Source organism: Bacillus sp. SRL543 (assembly GCF_984799205.1).
The window spans coordinates 4,290,629-4,310,100 of sequence record NZ_OZ481794.1; the positions used below are offsets into that span (position 1 = coordinate 4,290,629).

The window sequence follows — 19,472 nt, forward strand, 5'->3', positions numbered from 1 at the left end:
ACCGGTTACATTATTCATTAAAATACCGCCGATTACTTTATGTAACCGGTTACACATTATTCTAAATGTTCAGATAAGTGGTGTCAACAATCTAATGAATGTACCAGCCAATATAATATGCGGGAAACTGTACTAAAATAGGAGGCGCTTTTCAGCAGCCTCCATTCGCATTACCCATTGTCATTCCGCTATCCTAAGGCAAAAGGCAGAGCCGCAGCTCTGCCTTTTGTTTGGGGTGCCAGGTGCCTTAGCGTACCTAGTATTCATGTTATACGATATACTCTACCATTTCCCCGCTGTCATCAACATACTCAATGATACTCTTGTTCGTTTGCAGGTCGATGAACAATGTGCAGTGTTTGCTGCCGTTATGCCAGGAAAGGCGGATTTCGCTGTCTGGTGAGTCGAGGACTTTGAATTCGCCGCCGAATCCTTCATAGTCATTGCGGAAGCGGATGAGCTTGAGAAGCCTTTGGACAACTGGCTTTTCCAAGGATTGTTCAATTTCATCAAGAGTGAAGTTGTGGCGGTTGATTTCCCGTCCTTCGCCGGTCCGCTCTACATTTTCCACATCATTTTCACCGGCAAGAAGGCCGACATAATACACCTGCGGTACGCCTGGCGTGAAGAATTGAATGGCTCTTGCTGCAAGATAGGCATCATCGTCGCTGTTCAGGACAGAGTAGTAGGAGCAGCGGATCTGATGGACATCAAATCCGTCTTCCGCCTTATGCTCGTCTGAAAGAATCAGGCTCAGGTTGGATCCCCTTTCAAGGCAGACATCTACAATGTCTTGCGCTTCTTTTGTATCAATCAGCCCGTCAAGGTCCGGCTTAACCGGGATGCCGTCATGGCAGTCGAGCATCGTGAACTGCTTGTGCGGACGGTTTTTCAGGTAATCAGCCAGGTTCTTGCTTGATTTGTTGATCAGTGTCTCAAGGACGCGGTAAGGCAGGATGAAGTCATAAATCCAGAAGCCGTGCTCGGCAAGCTTATACTGGATCGAATAATGGGAATGAACCTCGGGCAGGAGCTCTATGCCGAGGGATTCCGCCAGATCCATGATCCAGTCAAGGAACTCATAAATGTCCGGTTCGACAAAGAAGCTGCTGGTGCCAAGCTTTTTCACTACATAGCCGACTGCATCAAGGCGGACAATTTTCACGTTCTGCTCCTTGAAATTGGTGAAGTAGTCGGTTAACAGCTGCCTGACCTGCTCTGATTTGATGTCAAGGTCAATCTGTTCGGAGGGATCTGTTTTGCCAAAAGTGGTCCACACCGTTTCCTGCTCTCCTGTTTCCTCTATTGTAAAAGTTGAATAAGGAAGCGGCCTCCGGAGGAACATTTTATCAATATCTTCCTGGACAGGCTTTCCGTCTTCCCAAAGCTTATCGAGGGTGATGAACAGATCGGCATATTTGGAGCTGCGCCCTTTTGCCAGAAAGTCCTGGAAGTACTCGGATTTCTGCGAGATATGGTTGACCATCAGATCGACCAGAACATCGAATTGTTCCCCGATCTTCCGGATATCCTCCCATCCGCCGAATGCCGGGTCGATTTCAAGATAAGTCAGGGGTGCAAATCCCCGGTCGCCTGAGGAAGGAAAAGGCGGCAGAATATGGACTCCGCCTTTAAAAATTTCCGCAAAATGTTCTGTCAGGACTTTATTAAGCATTTTCAGATCTCCGCCGAGGGAATCTGGATACGTAATAAGCTGTACTTGATTTTTAACTGCCATGTCTACCCCTCCTACAATCCGTACAATTCTTTTAGTTGTTCAAGCGGCGGCATGCTGCAGACCGCACCTGTAAATTTCAATTTATAGGCGCTTGCTGCCGAACCCAGCTCCAGGGCTTCCTTTACGGTAAACCCTTTAACAAGCGCCGTATAAAAGCCTGACCAGAATGCATCCCCTGCACCGGTTGTATCAATTACATCAGTCGCCAGCGGCTTGAGGCGGAGAGTTTCTTCGCCATTGGATACAATCGCGCCGTCTTTCCCGATCGTCATGATGACAAGTTTGGCTCCAAGTTCAAGGAATTTGCGGATCTGATTTTCATGGGTGTCTTTCCCGAACAGCCGCTCCGCATCGTCCTCCGAAGGCTTCACAATATCGACTTTTCCAATTATGGATTTAACGTACTCAATTCCTTCCGTGCCTTTTTTCCACACCATCTCGTGGTAATTCGGATCCAGGCAGACCAGAATATTTTGGCTCCTCGCCTTTTCAATCACTTTTTCAATAGTATGGCAGGCCGGTGCCATGGAAAGCGGCCAGCAGGAAAAGTGGACGATTTTTGAATCCAGCAAAGCCTTTTCAAGCTCTTCTGTGTATTGGAGCTGATAGTCTGCTCCGCGGTAAAAGATGGGATCCGGCGTTCCTTTGCTTTTTGCGACGACAACCATACTGGTGGAAGAATCCACCCGCTGAACAAGTCCCGGGTCAATCCCTGTTTTACGCAGATGGCTGATCAGGAAAGTACCCAGCCTGTCCTCTCCCACTGCCGATGCGACCAGGGAACGAATCCCCAGCCTCTTCACATTCATGGCGATATTGGCCGGGGATCCGCCAAAATAGTTATGATATACGGCCGGTTCGTCTGCCTGGCTGTATTCTTCCGAAATCATATCGATCAGGATCTCGCCTATTGTTAAGATATCGTTGCTCTTCGGCTGAAACTCAATTTTTTCATTTAATTTAAGCATCGTATTCCTCCATTGCTGTGCTTTGCCGTGACTGGTATGAACAAGCTTCTTTTTCCATGGACATGCCCCGTTCTCTCAGGCAGCCTGTCCAATCCCAGCCGCCAGGCAGTCCCCGTGACTAAACCTTCTACAGGAGAATACTTTCATTCTTTCAGCAGGAAAAAAGAAAGGAGCTGCTGCCCCCATCTTACTTTAAGAAATACACTCTTGTTTCAAAAGGCTTTAATGTGAATTCCTTTTCCAGCTTCTGTCCAGGAATATCATAGTTACTTAAAACCAGTTCACTTGAAGCGTATTGGATAGCCTCCGGCACTTCCATTTTTTCAGGCTTTTCATGGAAATTGCAGACCACAAGGGCCTTGTCGCTTCCCATTGTCCTGGTGTAAACAAACAGATTCGGATGGTCAGGAAGGAAAAGCTCGTACTCTCCATATACAAAGACTGGATTCTCTTTGCGGAGGGTGATCAACTTTTTATAAAAATGGAGAATCGAATCTTCATCCTTTAGCTGGCTTTCAACATTGATGGTACGGTAATTCGGGTTAAGGCCCAGCCACGTTTTGTTTCCCTCCGTAAAGCCGGCCATATGCGAGGAATCCCACTGCATCGGAGTCCGTGAATTGTCGCGGCCCTGTTTCCAGACGACTTCCATTATCTCCTCATGTGGCACGCCTTTTGCGGCTTCCACTTTGTAATAGTTCACCATTCCAACATCGTTATAATCTTCAATGGCAGGGAACTTTACATTGGTCATTCCGATTTCCTGGCCCTGATAAATGAACGGTGTGCCCTTCATCAGGAAATAAAGCACCCCAAGCATTTTTGCGCTCTCTTTCCAGTACTGCTGGTCATTGCCCCAGGATGAGACACGGCGCGGCTGGTCATGGTTTTCGATGAACAGGGCATTCCAGCCTCTTCCTTCAAGGCCTTCCTGCCATTTGGTCAATGCCTTCTTTAGCGCCCTGACATCAACAGTATCTTTAGTGTCCTTATCCCAAAGGTCAAGGAATTCAAATTGAAAAATCATATTAAAATAGCCATTTTCCTCGCCGACCCACTTGTCAGCATCCGGAATGCCCACTCCGTTCGCTTCACCAACGGTCATGACATCATAATTGCGGATCGTCCTATCAGCAAACTCGGTCAGGAAATCATCAATCCCGGGGAAATTCATCATCTTCGGAAAAGATGGGACCACATCCAGATTGTCCGGGTTTGGCATATCAGGGAAACCGGGCTCTTTCTTGATATGTGAGATGGCATCAATCCTGAATCCGTCAATCCCCTTTTCGAGCCACCAGTTGACCATGTCATACAGCGCTTCCCTTACCTCAGGATTCTCCCAATTCAAATCCGGCTGGCGTGCAGAGAATATGTGCATGAAATATTGTTTCGTTTCCTCATCATATTTCCACGCCGGACCGCTGAAAATGGATTCCCAGTTATTCGGTTCCTTGCCATCTTTTCCGTCGCGCCAGATATACCAGTCCCTTTTCGGGTTATCTTTTGAAGAGCGGGACTCTAAAAACCATGGATGCTCATCGCTTGTATGATTGATCACCAGATCCAGGATCAGTTTCATCCCGCGCTTATGGACTTCCTCGAGCAGAAGATTGAAGTCTTCCATTGTGCCGAATTCATCCATGATATCCTGATAATCAGAAATATCGTAGCCATTGTCATCATTAGGCGACTTATACATCGGGCAGATCCAGATCACATCAATCCCCAGGTCTTTGAGGTAATCAAGCTTGGCGACGATCCCTTTTAAGTCACCGATGCCATCGCCATTGCTGTCCATAAAGCTCCGCGGGTAAATTTGATATGCTACCGCTTCTTTCCACCATGTTTTTTTCATCTCGCTGCAATCCTTTCGTTGTACCTGCAATTTTTCTCGCAAATGCCTGCTTGGTTTATGTGCAAAAAGCGCTGAGGCTCCCGCTGAATCATGGTATTGCCGCATGATCAGCAGATATTCTGCCTGATTACGGCGGGAATTCAACTATATTCCGGCAGATCCGGTTTATATTGAAAAATCCCCCCGCCAATTTACGCTGATTCAACCCACTTATGTGGTGATTCACCCTTGATTTCTATTTTTTCTCCCTAGAATTGCGGGGATTCTCCCTAGTTTCCGGGATAATCATTCCTGTTTACATATACTCCCAAAAACAGATGGCCATTCAGCCAAACATACTGCCTTTTTATAAAATTGCTTGAAACAATCTACTTGATAGATCCCTGCATCACGCCATTAATAATCGCACGCTGGCCGATTATATACATGATCAAAATTGGGATGACGGTCAATAGAATTGCCGGAATCAGCAGTTCCCAGTTATTCATATATGTGCCGTTGAATACTTTCATCTGAACCGGCATGGTGTACACAGATTCATTGTTCAGCACCAGTGATGGCAGCAGGTAATCGTTCCAGATCCACAGCACGTTCAAAATTGAAATCGTTACTGCGATAGGCTTCAGCATCGGAAGGACGATCAGGAAGAAGATCTGCAGGGAATTACAGCCATCGATTCTTGCTGCTTCCTCGACTTCAATCGGGATCGATTTGATAAAGCCATGGAACATGAATACGGAAAGCGCGCTTCCGAATCCCAGGTAGAAAATGATCAATAGCGGAATGGGAATCGCATCGATCAGCTGCAGTTTCGCGCCATAGATATAAATCAGCGGAATCATGAGCGACTGAAACGGGATTACCATTGATGCCACCAGCACGGTGAAAAAGATTTTATTGAATTTGGACGGCCTTCTCACAAGATGGTAAGCCGCCATGGCGGAGAAAAAGACAATGAACAATGTGCTCAGGGTGGTAACGATGAACGAGTTCCTGAATGTGACACCAAAGTTCATCATATTGATCACATCAGCAAAATGGGCAAAATTCCAGTTTTCCGGAAGGGCGAATGGACTGGTCAGGATTTCCCCATTGGTTTTGAATGAGTTGATGATGAGCAAAATAAAAGGAAAAATGAAACTAACTAAAGCAATGATTGCCAGTAGGTAGAGAAAAGTGGTAGTGACAATTTTTTGTCTGGCCATTATGCCTCAACCTCCATTTTCTTGCTGGTATAAACCTGAAAACCGGTTACGGCGGCTACAATCACAAACAGGATAATCGCCTCAGCCTGTCCTGTCCCATAGTTGGATTCAATAAAGGCTTTGTTGACGACATGCATGGATACCATTTTCGTGCTGCCAAAAGGGCCTCCATTTGTGAGTGCGAAATTCAAGTCATAAACCATGAATGCATTTTTTAAAGAAAGGAATCCTGTCACTACGAATGAAGGAATCATCAAAGGCAGCGTGACATTCAGAAGCCTTCTCATCGGGCCGGCTCCATCGATTTTGGCCGCTTCAATCAGCTCTCTTGGAACACTGATCAATCCGGCGATGAAAATGATCATCATATAGCCTGCCGTCTGCCAGATGGTTACGATGACAAGCGACCAGAAAGCCATTGTCGGATCCCCGAGCCAGCCAAGCTCAAGCCATTCGATGCCAAGCTTTGAGCCTAATGAAGGAAGCGACTGGACAAAGATGAACTGCCAGATATAACCGAGGACCAGTCCGCCGATCAGATTCGGGGTGAAGTAAGCAGTCCTTAATGAATTCTGGATCTTTAGGCCGGAAGTAACCAGGTACGCCAGACCAAAGCCGAACAAATTGACAAAAAACACGGTTGCCAATACAAACTTAAGTGTCAGCCAAAGCGATTTCCAAAATTCCGTGTCTTTGACAGCTTCTACATAATTCATCATGCCTGCAAATACTACCGGATCAGCCGGAGTCTGCATTGTATTGAAAGTGAGGAAAAGGCCATATGCAAATGGGACCAGTACGGTGATACAGAAAAAAAGGAAAACAGGGCCCAGGAATAAAAGCGAATTGCCGATATCACCCAATTTATTATTTCTTTTCATGCTTCCACATCCTGTCTGTTAGGTAAAAAAAGCAGGCAGGATAAGGTACTCTCCGCCTGCTTTTTTGTTTTCGCTGTGTCTGGAATTACTCTTGGTGTGTCTTATAATACGTTTCGAATGCTTTTGCAAGATCTTCTCTTTTGCTTTGATTCGCAATATACTTCTGAACCTCAGCTCCAAGAATGGTAGTCCAGTCCCCTGTATTGATATAGTTCGTGCTGAAAGGCATTGTCTTGCCGGCAGCAAGTGCATCGCTGATGGCAATGCCAAGCGGGTTGGTTACTTTGTTAGGATTGTTTTTGAATGCTGAAATGATTTGGGATTTATTAACGATGAAATCTTGTCCTGCTTCATCGTATACCAGCCAATTCAGGAATTCCTTTGCAGCATCCTGTTCTTCTTTTGAAGCCTTCTTGTTAACGACAAATGCTTGTGTAGGACCAGCTGCAATCTTGTTGTTCAGCGGGTTATCCGGATTGTTGTCAACCGGTACAGGCATGAATCCGAAATTTGTGCCTTCAAGTGCTTTGAGAGAATCGAAAGCCCAGTTTCCGTTGAATAGCATCGCAGAATCGCCTTTTCCGACCGCTACGTGCGCAGCATCATAATATTGGCCTGTCGGGCGGGCACCAAACATGTTGTAATCCTCGGAAATCAGCACATCCAATGTGTCATAATAGCCGTTCCAAGCTTCATTCTTGTTATAATCAAAATCTCCGGCTTGCACTTCTTTCAAAGTTTCTGTCGGATCTTCTGTCTGATTAAGAAACAGAGAGCTGTAATGATTCGCAACTGACCAGGCTTCAGTCTGGTAGGCCACAGGCTGCTTCACACCAGATTCCTTGATTTTATCCAAAAGATCTGTCAGTTTGTCGCGTGTATTGATTGAGAATGGATCAAAGCTGCCGCCTGCTGCTTTTTCGACCACTGTCTGGTTATAAACAAGGCCCATTCCTTCGAGGGCGAATGGGAAACCGATTACATTTCCTTCTTCATCCTTGATTGCATCGCTTGTTTCTTCGTTCCATTTCTCACCTGATAAATCGATTCCTACATCTTTATATTTATGAGTAGCATCATAAGGAGAGAACATTGCCAATGTAACCGTTTTCCCAGAAGCGGAAAGCTTATCATACACATTCAAAGCATCTCCGACCGCCACTGACTCAACCTGCACATTGATATCCTTATGATCGGCCATGAAATCCTTTGCGGCCTGCTTGAACTGGGCATCGATCTCACCTTTGCCGTTTGTAACAATAATGTTGACTTTGCCATCTTTTGAGCCTGAATCTTCTTCAGCTGAATTGCCTGAGCAGGCTGCTAGAGAAAAGGTTAATGCGGCTGCCATTCCGGCAGCGGCCGTCTTTTTGAAAATTCCTGATTTCGAGAAATTGAACATTTTTTTACTTCCCCTCTATTTGAGAATGGTTTAGCAGATAAAAGCGATAATCTCTCTTTCTGCATATTTTGTGAAAAGGTTTTCCTAGCTCTTACATTTACAATTATAGTAAGTATTTAATACTTTGACAAGCTTTTTTGAAAACGATTTCCTAAAAGAATTTATATCCAAAAATGCAATGCTGCCTCATATACTGTCAAAGGAGTTTTTTGACACTGTCCCGAATGCTGAGCCGATAATCAACATAGTGCTCCAGATTGCTGGTGCCTGGCTGAGATATATTTTGCAGTAAAGCCTCCATTGCTTTAGATCCCATCGTTTCAAAGTCGACCCGTACAGTTGTCAGCTTAGGGCGCACAAGAATTGCCAGTTCAATATCGTCGAACCCCGCGATGGAGATATCCTCCGGCACCCTGTATCCCTGGTCCTCTGCACAGTTTTTAGCGCCAATAGCAATCGTGTCCGATGCACAAAGAATCGCAGTCGGAAGATCCCGTTTTCTAAGCAAGTTTTCCATCGCCTCATATCCATCCCCGGAGGAAAAATTGCTTTCAGCGATATAGTCGTGATTGACAGGAAGAGCGTGGCGGTCCATTTCTTCAAGAAAGCCCTTATACCGTGAATAGCCCGCTGATTCATCATGCAATGGTCCATGGATCATGCCAATCTTTTCATGGCCGCAGCGGACCAGATACCTGACCATTTCTGTAATCGGCGTATAGTTGTCCACATCTACCCAGGGAATATTATGCCCAGTGATTTTCTGCCCCACCACTACAACAGGAATCTTATTTGCCTTTATCCAATCTACATGCCGTTCGGTCGTATGGATGGCTGATAGGATAATGCCATCCACCTGTTTTTCCTTGAATATTTCAAGGGATTTCAGCTCCATTTCCGGATCCAGCCTGGTATTGCTGAGGATGATATTGTAGCCATTCCTGTTAGCCACATCTTCAATGCCATTGATCAAATCGGCGGATGTATAGTTGATTTGCGGGAAGATGACTCCAATCAAGTTCGTAGATTTGCTGATCAGGCCCCTTGCAAGTGCATTGGGACGGAATTGCGTTTCCCGGATGACCTTCTCGACTTTTTCTCTTATTTCATCATTAACAGGCTTACTCTTATTGATCACACGTGAAACGGTAGCAACAGATACACCTGCCATTCTGGCAATATCTTTTATCGTTAATTTCATCTATTCTTTCATCCCTTCCAGGAAAACGTTTTCTTGTTAGTTTGAATCTATAATTACACAGCGGGTTTGTCAATATGATTTGATGCCATGTTAAGTGCCATGTTAGTGCCAGGTACCATGAAAAGACACTTTGCCATATTTGTCCACGGGGCGTACCTGGTACCATAAAAAGACACTTCCACCCTATTTGTCCACGGCGCGTACCTGGTACCATAAAAAGACACTTCACCCCTTTTTGTCCACGGAGCGTACCTGGCACCATAAAAAGACACTTCCGCCTTTTTGTCCACGGAGCGTACCTGGCACCATAAAAAGACACTTCCACCCTATTTGTCCACGGGGCGTACCTGGCACCATAAAAAGACACTTCCCCCCCTTTTGTCCACGGACGGTACCTGGCACCATAAAAAGACACTTCCCCCCCTTTTGTCCACGGATGGTACCTGGCACCATAAAAAGACACTTCCCCCCCTTTTGTCCACGGATGGTACCTGGCACGGAATTTTTGGTATATAATAGGCAGAAGATTACAGCTGATGCAGAAATAGGTGAATGGAATGGAGATTGCGTTAGGGGTTATCGGGCCTGAGGATTCGGTCCGGCATATTATGGATTCAGCGGAGTCTTTTTCGGATTTGCGGCTGGTTCCTTTTTATTATGGGAGCCTGGAAGATATCGACGGGATCATTGAGGAAAACCAGCAAAGGATTGACCAGTGGTTTTTTTCCGGGCAGGTGCCTTATACATATGCGTTATCAAAGAATCTGATCTGTGAGGAGAACAGCTTTTATCCTCCCCTTTACGGTGCGAGCCTGCTTGGGAAGGTGCTGGAGTCTTATCTCGATAAGGAACGGGTGATCAAAAGCATCAGCCTGGATACGATTCAGGAAGAGGAGCTGGAGACGACGAAGCGCTATTTTTCGCTGCAGAGCCTGGAGATCCATTCTTTTTCTTATCCGGATTTCCGTCCTGTTGAGGAGCTGGCCGAGTTTCATATAAAGCTTTACCGCGAGGGCAGGACGGAAGCGGCTTTTACGTGCCTGCGGTCAGTCTATGATTATCTTAAAAAAATGAATATCCCCTGCTACCGGGTGTACCCTTCTCATCTCTCAATTCAATTTGCACTGAGAATCCTGAAGGAACGGGGCCATTCAAGCTGGTACCAGCGATCTCAGATGGCGCTGCTCGGAATCGAGCTTATCCAGCCGGACAATGACGGCGAGTTCTTTTTTTCATATGAAAGGAAGCACAAGGAGCTTGCCATGAAGAAGCTTCTCATCGAGCTTGCAGAGCATGTGAACGGGTCATATGTACAGATCGGCGACGGCCTCTATTTTATCTACACAACGCGCGGCGAGGTTGAAATCAAGCTTGATAAAAAGGATCTTTACGATCTGATCGAAACGGTCTATGCTCAGACCCATTTCCGCCTCGGGATTGGCCTTGGCTACGGAATCACAGCCCTTCAGGCAGAGGAAAATGTGCAGAATGCACTCAGGAGCGCCCGCCAGAAGACCAAGCCGGCAATCGTTCTCGTTGATGAAAATGAGGAGCTGACAGAGTTTCATTCATCCGGGGATTCGGTTACCTATCATTCTAAAAAATGGAGTGATGAGGAATGGGCAGACACGCTGAAAAAAGCAAATATCTCTCCTGTCGCTCTTTCAAAAATCCAGACATTGTCCAATTTTTATAAAAAAACAGAAGTGAATTCCCGGGAGGTGGCAGGCTGGCTGGAAAGCACAGAGCGGAATGCGCGGCGGATCCTTTCCGAGATGGAGACAATCGGCCTCGCTGAAAGCAAATCAGTCCAGACGGGCCAGTCAAAAGGCAGGCCGAGAAAGGTTTATAAACTTTTATTGAATGGTAATTAATAGCAAGCAGGCAGGAGATTTCTGCCGGCTTGCTTTTTATTTTGCTTTCAAGCCTTGCCCCGCCAATTCTCTCACTATCTTTACATACCCTATTTGTGAATTATTCTACAAAGTATCAATTTTCTAAATATTGTAGTATAATCCCTTTAAGGAAACAAAACGGCAATTATCCGAAAACCAAAACCCCGATGATTGCACCAGCATAATGTCTCTATAACTTTCCTAAATTAGGAAACAACCAAAATTTTACATACAGGGAGTGCTGAAATATGACCAGCGAATTTGTCAAAAGTCTTACTCCGCAATTAGTGGAATGGCGCAGGACGCTTCATGCTCTGCCGGAATTGGGCTTTATGGAATATATCACAACCTACCGGATCGGGCAGGAACTTGAGAAGATGGGCTTTACCCTCCATATCGGGAAGGATGCCCTGCAGGAAGATGCCCGTCTCGGTGTACCGAAAAAAGAAGCCCTGGAAGCTCACGAAAAAAAGGCGGCTGAGTGGGGAGTCGAGCAAGAATGGCTTGAAAGATTGTCAGGCGGCAACACCGGCCTTGTGGCAACTTGGGATACAGGAAGACCCGGAGACCATATCGGGTTCCGCTTTGATATCGATGCCCTGCCGATCCTTGAGTCGGCCGATGAGTCCCATCTTCCTTGCAAGCATGGATTCTCGTCCGGCGAACCTAATGTGATGCATTCCTGCGGACATGACGGACATACCACGATCGGACTGGGGACAGCAAAATATATCGCAGAGCACACCGATGAACTCAAAGGAAAATTCACGCTCCTTTTCCAGCCTGCTGAAGAAGGCGGGCGCGGTGCAAGGGCGATGGTAGCAAAAGGATGGCTTGATGATGTCGATTATTTCTACTCCGGGCATATCGGGATCCACTCTTACCCGGTCGGAACAATCGCCGCCACAACGACAGGATTCCTGGCATCAACAAAGTACAATATTTCATTTAAGGGAGTCTCCTCCCACGCCGGCATGCATCCGGAGCTCGGTAAAAATGCCCTGCTTGCCGCAACCACTGCAGCCAATAATTTATACGCGATCCCGCGCCATTTTGATGGCGTCACCCGCGTGAATGTCGGGCGCCTGACAGCAGGAAGCGGCCGGAATATCATCCCTGAGGACAGCTACATGGAAATTGAAGTCCGCGGTGAAACCCACGCTATCGGCGACTATATGGCAGACAGCGCCCTTCGGATCATCAAGGCAGCGGCCGATATGCATGATGTCACATGTACAATCGAGCCTGTCGGCGTCACCGAAGTAATGACGTGCGATGAAGAGCTCATCCCGAAAATCCAGGAATGGTGCGCTTCAAGCGAGCTTGTCACAGAGGTCATCCCTTCTGTCCCTGTTTCCGGCTCTGAAGATGCAAGCTTTATGATGAATAAGGTTCAGGAGCATGGCGGAAAGGCCACCTATATGCTATTCGGCACTAAGCTCGACTTCCCGCACCATCACCCTCAGTTCGATTATGAGGAAGAAGTGCTCGCGGCTGCGGTCGATACATTCGCAAGCATCATCAAGGGCGGCTCTTCTAATGGCTGACTTGCACAGCTGGCTTGAAAAAAATCTAGCCATCCTGAATACAGTCGATACCATGGACCAGCCGGAGGGCTTCACCCGCCTCAGTTTCACTGCTGAAGAAAAAGCAGCACATGCTGCATTCAAACAAGTGGCGGAAGAACTCGGGCTCCATACCCATCAGGATGCAGCAGGCAATCAATGGGCCATATGGAAAACAGGCAGCAGCACACCAGCTATTGCCGTGGGCTCCCATCTTGATACAGTCGTGAACGGAGGCGGCTATGACGGTCCTGCCGGGGTGCTCAGCGCCCTGGCCGCCGTCAAAACGCTGAAGGATTCTGGTTTCCAGCCAGCCAGGGATATTGCAGTCGTCTGCTTTATATCTGAGGAATCGGCGCGCTTCGGTCTGTCGACCATCGGCAGCAAAGCCGTCTCCGGAAATCTCAACAGCCGGGAAGCGGGTGGGATGACTGACCGCAATGGTGTCACTGTTAAAGAGGCTGCCGAGGAATTTGGGCTTGACTGGTCCAGGATTGAAGAAGCTGAACTGCCGGCTGAGAGTTTTGCCTGCTTTTTGGAGCTGCATATCGAGCAGGGAACTCATATTGAGGAGCACGGAGCAGAAGTCGGCATCGTAAACGGCGTCGCCTGCCCGGTCCGCCTGAAGATACACGTCAAAGGAATGGCCGGCCATACCGGAACGACTCCGATGCATAACCGAAAAGATGCATTTGTCGCCATCGCCCCGCTCGTCACCTTTGTGAATGAAAGGGCGTCACAGCTTAGTGAAGAAAGCATCCAGCCGCTCGTCGCAACAGTCAGCACCGTTGAATTAAAACCGAACAGCATGAACGTCATCCCCGGAGAAATCGAGCTCGGCATCGATATCCGCAGCGTTGATGACATGCTGAAACGTTCTTTTGCAGAAGAAATCAGGGAATTTTGCCAGAAGGCCGCTGCAGACAGCGGGGTGGAAATCCACGTTGAAACTCTAATCAACAACGATTCCATCATGCTTGATCCCGATATGCAGCAGAAGCTTTCAGCTATATGCGGTGAAATCGGCTTAAAGGCCCACAGCATGAACAGCGGCGCAGGCCATGATGTCATGAATATGGCAGCTAAATGGCCGTCCGGATTGATTTTTATCCCCTGCAGAGATGGCATTTCCCATCATCCAGATGAATTTGCCTTAATTGAAGACATGGCCAAGGGCGTCCGGGTAATCACAAGATTCCTGGAAAAAGAGGCTTCCTTATAACAGCCGATATTTGACTTATTTTAAAGGAGTGACCCTATGACTTCCCCCGTAAAAACATATTTATCAGAAAATAGACAAACTTTTGAAAGTATAAGCGAATATATCTACCATCATCCTGAAACCCGCTTCGAAGAATATGATTCTGCCGAATTCCTTGCAGCAGAATGTGAAAAAGCCGGATTCCAGGTTGAACGGAATGCCGGCAACATTGAAACCGCCTTCGTTGCCTCTTACGGCAGCAGCTCTCCTGTCATCGGCTTCCTTGGAGAATTTGATGCCCTTTCCGGCCTTGGGCAGGAGCCTGGCAAATCCTCTCCAGAACCGACTGGGAAAAATGCCGGCCATGGCTGCGGCCATAATCTTCTTGGCACCGGTGCCTTTGCAGCAGCCTGCGCCGCTAAGAACTATCTTGAGGAAAATAATCTGCCGGGGACGATTAAATTTTTCGGGTGTCCCGGAGAAGAAGGCGGTTCAGGCAAGACCTTCATGGTCAGGGAAGGTGTCTTTGACGGAGTGGACGCTGCCCTTACCTGGCACCCGTCGCCGGCCAACAGCATCATGAGCTTATCAAGTCTCGCAAACTATCAGGTATTTTTCCGCTTCAAAGGGCTTTCCTCCCATGCGGCCAACTCTCCTCATCTTGGGCGGAGTGCACTTGATGCCGTCGAGCTTATGAATGTCGGGGTCAACTATCTCCGCGAGCATGTGATTCCGGAGGCACGCATCCATTATGCGGTCACCAATACGGGCGGCATCTCCCCGAATGTAGTACAGGCAGATGCAGAGGTGCTCTATTTGATCCGCTCGCCGAAGGTCAAGCAGGTCGATGACATCTACAAGCGGGTGTGCAAAATTGCGGAAGGTGCGGCGTTAATGACCGAAACGGAGCTGACCATTGAATTTGATAAAGCCTGCTCCAATTACATCCCGAACCGCAGCCTGGAGGGCATTCTCCATGAAAGCCTGCTGAAAGCCGGGATCGAAGAGCCGGACGAGCAGGAAGAGTTCTACGCGAAAAAGCTGTGGGACACGCTCTCTGAAGGCGAAAAAGAAAGCTATATTGATATTTTAAAAGGCTTCGGCTACGTCGGGGACGGCAGTGAATTTGCCGGCAAATACCTGGCAGATACCATTTCGCCGTATGAACCAGCGGACGGCATCCTGCCAGGGTCGACCGATGTTTCCGATGTCAGCTGGGTCATCCCGACCGCACAATTGACGGCTTCGACCTCTGCTCTCGGCACGCCGCTGCATACCTGGCAAATGACCGCCCAGGGAATCAGCAGCTATGCGCATAAAGGCATGCTGCGGGCAGCGGAGGCGATGGCATTGACCGCCATCAGGATGCTGACGGAAAAAGAAGAGCTTAAAAAGGTACAGCAGGAGTTTGCTCTATTCAGGGACGGAAATCCCTATACATGTCCAATTCCGGAAGGTGTTAATCCTTCCAAGCTATCGGAGGGGTCCTCATGAAACTTGAAAACCAGCCTGGAACAAGTCCACAGAAGAAGGAAGGTATTTTCCAGAAGTTCCTGAACGGAATTGAAAAAATAGGAAACAAGCTGCCGGATCCATTTATTTTATTCGTCGTACTGACGCTTCTGGTCATTGTTGCTTCAGCGATTTTTAAAGCGTTCGGTGCTACAGTCGTCCACCCCGGCACAGGGGAAGAGCTGCCCGTCAAGAGCTTAGCGTCAGGAGAAGGCTTGCAGTATATCCTCAGTTCGATGCTCGATAACTTTACAGGCTTCGCACCGCTCGGCCTCGTACTGGCCATGATGCTTGGTATCGGCTTGGCCGAGAAAGTCGGATTGCTTGATTATGCCATCAGGAAAACCATCCTGAAGTCACCGCCGGTATTGATCACTTATACCGTTGTATTTGTCGGGATCATGGGGAATCTGGCATCAGATGCTGCCATGGTACTGATCCCGCCGCTCGCCGCCATGGTATTCTACAAGGTCGGGCGCAACCCGATCGCCGGACTTGCAGCCGGGTATGCTGCAGCCGGTGCCGGCTTCACAGCCAACCTGGTCATTACCGGAACAGACACATTGCTTGCCGGGATTTCCACGGAAGCAGCAAGGATCATTGATGACAGTTTCACCGTTTCACCTGTTGATAACTATTATTTCAATATTGTTTCCGTATTCCTTCTTACCATTGTCGGCAGCCTCGTGACAACAAAGTTCATCGAGCCGCGCCTTGGCAAATATAAAGGAGATGTCGTCGAAGAAGCAGTCACAGAGGACCACCCGAAAGCAGGCAAAGGCCTGCGCAATGCCGTCATTGCCGGTGGAGTTTATTTAGCCATCATCTTTGTCACTCTCTTCCTGCCTGACAGCCCATTGCGCGGCGAAGGCGGAACCATTGTCCCGTCACCATTCATTGATGGAATCGTTCCGATCACCCTTATTTTCTTTATCGTTATCGGGGTCGCCTACGGGATGACAATCGGAAACATCAAATCAAGCGGCGACGTCGCTAAATACATGGCTGAATCCATGAAGGATATGGCAGGCTATATCGTCCTTATCTTCGCCATCGCGCAGTTTATCGCCTATTTCAGCTGGTCCAATATTGCGACATGGGTAGCTGTAAACGGCGCTGATTTCCTGAAAGACATCGAGTTCACCGGAATCGGCCTTATCATCGGCTATATCATCTTTACCGCCATGCTGAACTTCCTGATCACATCAGGCTCAGCCAAGTGGGCGCTCGAGGCTCCTGTCTTCATCCCAATGTTCATGCAGCTGGGCTATAACCCTGCATTCACCCAGGTTGCCTACAGGATCGCCGACTCGTCCACAAACATCGTCACACCATTGATGCCATATATGGTCATCACCTTATCATTCATGCAGAAGTACGATAAAAAAGCCGGGATCGGGACATTCATCGCCCTCATGCTCCCGTACTCCATCTGCTTCCTGATTACCTGGATCATCCTGATTCTCGTATTCTACTTCTTCGGCATTCCGTTTGGGCCGGGGATTGGGCCGATGTTGTAAAAGAGGTTATTAGGTACCAGGTATACCAAAAAGACACTTTTGCTGTTTTGTCCACGGAGGGTACCTGGTACGCAGAAAAGACAAAGGGTACCTGGTACCGGAAGAAAAGGAAAAGGCCTGCAGCAAAGATGCGGGCCTTTTCTCTAATAAGAAAATCATTGTGTCAGGTCATATTCCTTGTTCTGTTCGTCCCACACAAGAGTATGGTCATCAACATGCACATGCCATTCAGCGCCTTCTAAAACATTTCGAATATCCGCAAGCAGTGAAGCCCAATGATCCACCCCGTCAAACATGGCATCTTCACTATTATCGGGCAATTCAGTTGACCCCTCAAGAATCACATCAGGCTCAGAAGGGCTTTCAGGATCATAGATATAAAAACTTGTCCAATTGTGGCCTTCTCCGGTCCTTAAGTATTCTTCTATTTCATCATCGACGGAGTACCTTTCCAGTAATTGATCGCCCCTTGTTCAGCTTGGGTAAGTTTTTGCTTGCGTTTTGCTGTGTAGTAAATTGAAGCACTCATTTTCGAAGATCCCTCCATTTATTGAAATTGCCAATAGTTAATCAGGAGTATAGATTTTAATTAATTCTCGTTTAAAATCCTCGTACATCGAAATTGCTTCTTTTAGAACTTCCTCTAATTCCTCATAGCTTCGATATACCGGCTTCTTTATTCTTTGTCCTGAAGGATTTAAAAATCTGGAATATATACTCCAGGGACTTCCCAATTGCACCTCACTCTTAAGATAAACAACCCAAATAAATTCTGTCATTCCAAGCTCTACACTAATATTGAACCATATTTTGTAATCGGGTGACTTGTCTTCAACCCCCAGCTTAAAAAACTTTTCTCTTTTATCAAATTTGGAAGGATACCCTAAACTATTCAATATTTCTTCAACTTTATCTTTCTCATAGCTTTCCAGCCTATCTTCCATATCATTTGAATTTGCCTTATAACGAGCGGATAAACTTCTATACCGATCTTCAAATGAGATATTTTCTAATGCCATTTTGAATTCTGGTTTCATTTCCATACTCAATTTCTATTCCTCCTGCAATCTTTCAAATAAACCTATGCCTGTGGAACGGAATGTCTTGCTGCTCCGCTTTTTATTGCTGGTTACTTAAAGAGATAAAATTAATATGAAGGAAAGTGTTTCCCTGAGAAGAAGTACGCAAAGAAGTTATATTAGATAGCAGGAATATCTACCACTACGCCTGGGGATTGGCTTATCAGTAATTCAGGGAGGTCAGGGTTGATTTTTTGCAATTTATATCTTTGTACTTTTGTTAATCCCGGATCAAAGGAAATATTCTGCGATTTAAATTGCTGGTTAACAAGCTTGTGATAAACCTTATTCAGAAAATATCCCCAGTGCTCTAGAGAATGATCGATTCCTTCATTTGGATTTTCCAGTATACGGAAGCCATCTGCATAATGAAACATTAGTAATCCAGTCCCAAAATCACAAGTTTTATTTTCTATAATAGCCATCGGCATATCAAAACCATTACTCCAATTGTAATTTGCTGCAAAAAAATGGAGCATGAGGGGGTTATCCATCTTGCTTAAGTGACTTATTATATTAATTTTATCTGTATAATAAAGCAGCTGTGCCAGAACATTTATATTTTGCTTATCCATGATGTTTACCCTCCACTGTCTTTATTCAGGGGAATAAACTTTAATCAATTCACCCTTAAAATCCTCGTACATTCCAAAAGCAATCCTCATGATTTCCTGCAGTTCTTCATAGCTTTGAAAGAACATTACAGGAATAGTCTCTGTATCATTTGTCAATAATCTCACAAACATATCCCATGAGTCCCCGGCCTTAACCACACCATTATGTCTTGCAGACCAAATTAATTCAAACACACTCATTTTACAATTCAAATAATAAATTGATACCAACATTATTTACTAATAAATCGGTTAGGGATGGAGCAATCTTTACTGCTTCGTCAATGTCCAAATCAGCGAATCTGTTATAGTATATTCCGAACCCATCTTTTCCCTCCAGATAGATTAATGCTCCGCCTCCTTCATCATCTCCAATGGCGAGTGAATTTGGGAGATATTTCTGAACCTCATAAGCTTCATTCATTTCTATGCATCCCGAAGCTCCCCAAATTCGAATATACATTTCGCTGTCAACATTAAGTTCTATATCTGAAGCTAGTCGAACTATTCTAATATATTCTTCAGGTACACTTATCTTCGAAAATTCAAGAAGTTCTTTGATTTCTTCCTCTTTTGAAGCAGCTTGTTTAGCATCGATGGTATATTCACTACTGATATTTTCCAGAATGTTCATTAATAATCAACCCTTTCATAATATACACCTAATTTATCAAGCATTTTATATTGTTGGTCCAGAACCTCATTAATAGTATTGTGAAAATCCTGCTTTAGATATATCTTCGACTATAAATTGTAATTCTTCTTGTAGAGTGCCGCTCCACTTCTCTTAACCCCGAGCCATCTGCGTATTTCGCCTTGCAATTTGAGCATTA

Annotated in this window: 16 protein-coding genes and 1 pseudogene; 5 read left to right on the plus strand and 12 right to left on the minus strand. The window is 46.4% G+C overall.

Translation table 11 applies throughout. From position 1 onward, the window contains the following. Positions 1-268: 268 nt before the first annotated feature. The 7 genes from gtfA to AC4E8B_RS21875 all read right to left on the minus strand — a co-directional run bounded on the left by gtfA (position 269) and on the right by AC4E8B_RS21875 (position 9,253). Positions 269-1,738, minus strand: a complete 1,470-nt coding sequence (gene gtfA, locus AC4E8B_RS21845; RefSeq protein ID WP_490215549.1) for a sucrose phosphorylase — start codon at positions 1,736-1,738, stop codon at positions 269-271. An 11-nt stretch (positions 1,739-1,749) separates the two neighbouring features. Next, positions 1,750-2,706: a carbohydrate kinase family protein gene (locus tag AC4E8B_RS21850; protein ID WP_490215550.1), complete on the minus strand. Its 957-nt coding sequence runs from the start codon at positions 2,704-2,706 to the stop codon at positions 1,750-1,752. Between the two features lie 187 nt (positions 2,707-2,893). Next, entirely contained in the window at positions 2,894-4,564 is a 1,671-nt protein-coding gene (locus tag AC4E8B_RS21855) for a glycoside hydrolase family 13 protein (protein WP_490215552.1), read from the minus strand. Between the two features lie 368 nt (positions 4,565-4,932). Beyond that, positions 4,933-5,769, minus strand: a complete 837-nt coding sequence (locus tag AC4E8B_RS21860; protein WP_490215553.1) for a carbohydrate ABC transporter permease — start codon at positions 5,767-5,769, stop codon at positions 4,933-4,935. After that, on the minus strand, positions 5,769-6,650 hold the full coding sequence (locus AC4E8B_RS21865) for a carbohydrate ABC transporter permease (protein WP_490215554.1): 882 nt from the start codon (positions 6,648-6,650) through the stop codon (positions 5,769-5,771). Before AC4E8B_RS21865 ends, AC4E8B_RS21860 begins: the two co-directional genes overlap by 1 nt. An 85-nt stretch (positions 6,651-6,735) precedes the next feature. Continuing rightward, a complete protein-coding gene (locus AC4E8B_RS21870; protein ID WP_490215556.1) occupies positions 6,736-8,052 on the minus strand; it encodes an ABC transporter substrate-binding protein in 1,317 nt (438 codons plus the stop codon). 196 nt (positions 8,053-8,248) lie between these two features. Continuing rightward, a complete protein-coding gene (locus AC4E8B_RS21875) occupies positions 8,249-9,253 on the minus strand; it encodes a LacI family DNA-binding transcriptional regulator (protein ID WP_490215558.1) in 1,005 nt (334 codons plus the stop codon). Between the two features lie 557 nt (positions 9,254-9,810). Between AC4E8B_RS21875 and AC4E8B_RS21880 the strand changes: the two genes are divergently transcribed. The 5 genes from AC4E8B_RS21880 (at position 9,811) to AC4E8B_RS21900 (ending at position 16,946) form a co-directional block, all read left to right on the plus strand. Beyond that, positions 9,811-11,127, plus strand: a complete 1,317-nt coding sequence (locus tag AC4E8B_RS21880; protein ID WP_490215559.1) for a hypothetical protein — start codon at positions 9,811-9,813, stop codon at positions 11,125-11,127. Between the two features lie 269 nt (positions 11,128-11,396). Further along, complete coding sequence (locus tag AC4E8B_RS21885) at positions 11,397-12,695, plus strand: amidohydrolase (RefSeq protein ID WP_490215560.1); 1,299 nt, start codon at positions 11,397-11,399, stop codon at positions 12,693-12,695. Beyond that, entirely contained in the window at positions 12,688-13,935 is a 1,248-nt protein-coding gene (locus AC4E8B_RS21890; protein ID WP_490215562.1) for a M20 family metallo-hydrolase, read from the plus strand. Before AC4E8B_RS21885 ends, AC4E8B_RS21890 begins: the two co-directional genes overlap by 8 nt. 36 nt (positions 13,936-13,971) lie before the next feature. Further along, entirely contained in the window at positions 13,972-15,408 is a 1,437-nt protein-coding gene (locus tag AC4E8B_RS21895) for a M20 family metallopeptidase (protein ID WP_490215563.1), read from the plus strand. After that, on the plus strand, positions 15,405-16,946 hold the full coding sequence (locus AC4E8B_RS21900) for an AbgT family transporter (protein ID WP_490215565.1): 1,542 nt from the start codon (positions 15,405-15,407) through the stop codon (positions 16,944-16,946). The genes AC4E8B_RS21895 and AC4E8B_RS21900 overlap by 4 nt, the downstream gene beginning before the upstream one ends. Before the next feature lie 155 nt (positions 16,947-17,101). Here the strand turns inward: AC4E8B_RS21900 and AC4E8B_RS21905 are convergent, their stop codons facing one another. The 5 genes and pseudogenes from AC4E8B_RS21905 to AC4E8B_RS21925 form a co-directional block, all read right to left on the minus strand. Continuing rightward, entirely contained in the window at positions 17,102-17,266 is a 165-nt protein-coding gene (locus AC4E8B_RS21905) for a hypothetical protein (RefSeq protein ID WP_490215567.1), read from the minus strand. 246 nt (positions 17,267-17,512) lie between these two features. Continuing rightward, on the minus strand, positions 17,513-17,989 hold the full coding sequence (locus tag AC4E8B_RS21910; protein WP_490219832.1) for a hypothetical protein: 477 nt from the start codon (positions 17,987-17,989) through the stop codon (positions 17,513-17,515). Positions 17,990-18,144: 155 nt separating this feature from the next. Further along, a complete protein-coding gene (locus AC4E8B_RS21915) occupies positions 18,145-18,600 on the minus strand; it encodes a DUF4274 domain-containing protein (protein WP_490215569.1) in 456 nt (151 codons plus the stop codon). A 21-nt stretch (positions 18,601-18,621) separates the two neighbouring features. After that, positions 18,622-18,828 (minus strand): annotated as a pseudogene (locus AC4E8B_RS21920) (hypothetical protein); the annotation flags it as partial. 13 nt (positions 18,829-18,841) lie between these two features. Further along, the gene (locus AC4E8B_RS21925; RefSeq protein WP_490215570.1) at positions 18,842-19,273 is read right to left on the minus strand and encodes an SMI1/KNR4 family protein; all 432 of its coding nucleotides are present in this window, start codon (positions 19,271-19,273) and stop codon (positions 18,842-18,844) included. Positions 19,274-19,472: the final 199 nt, after the last annotated feature.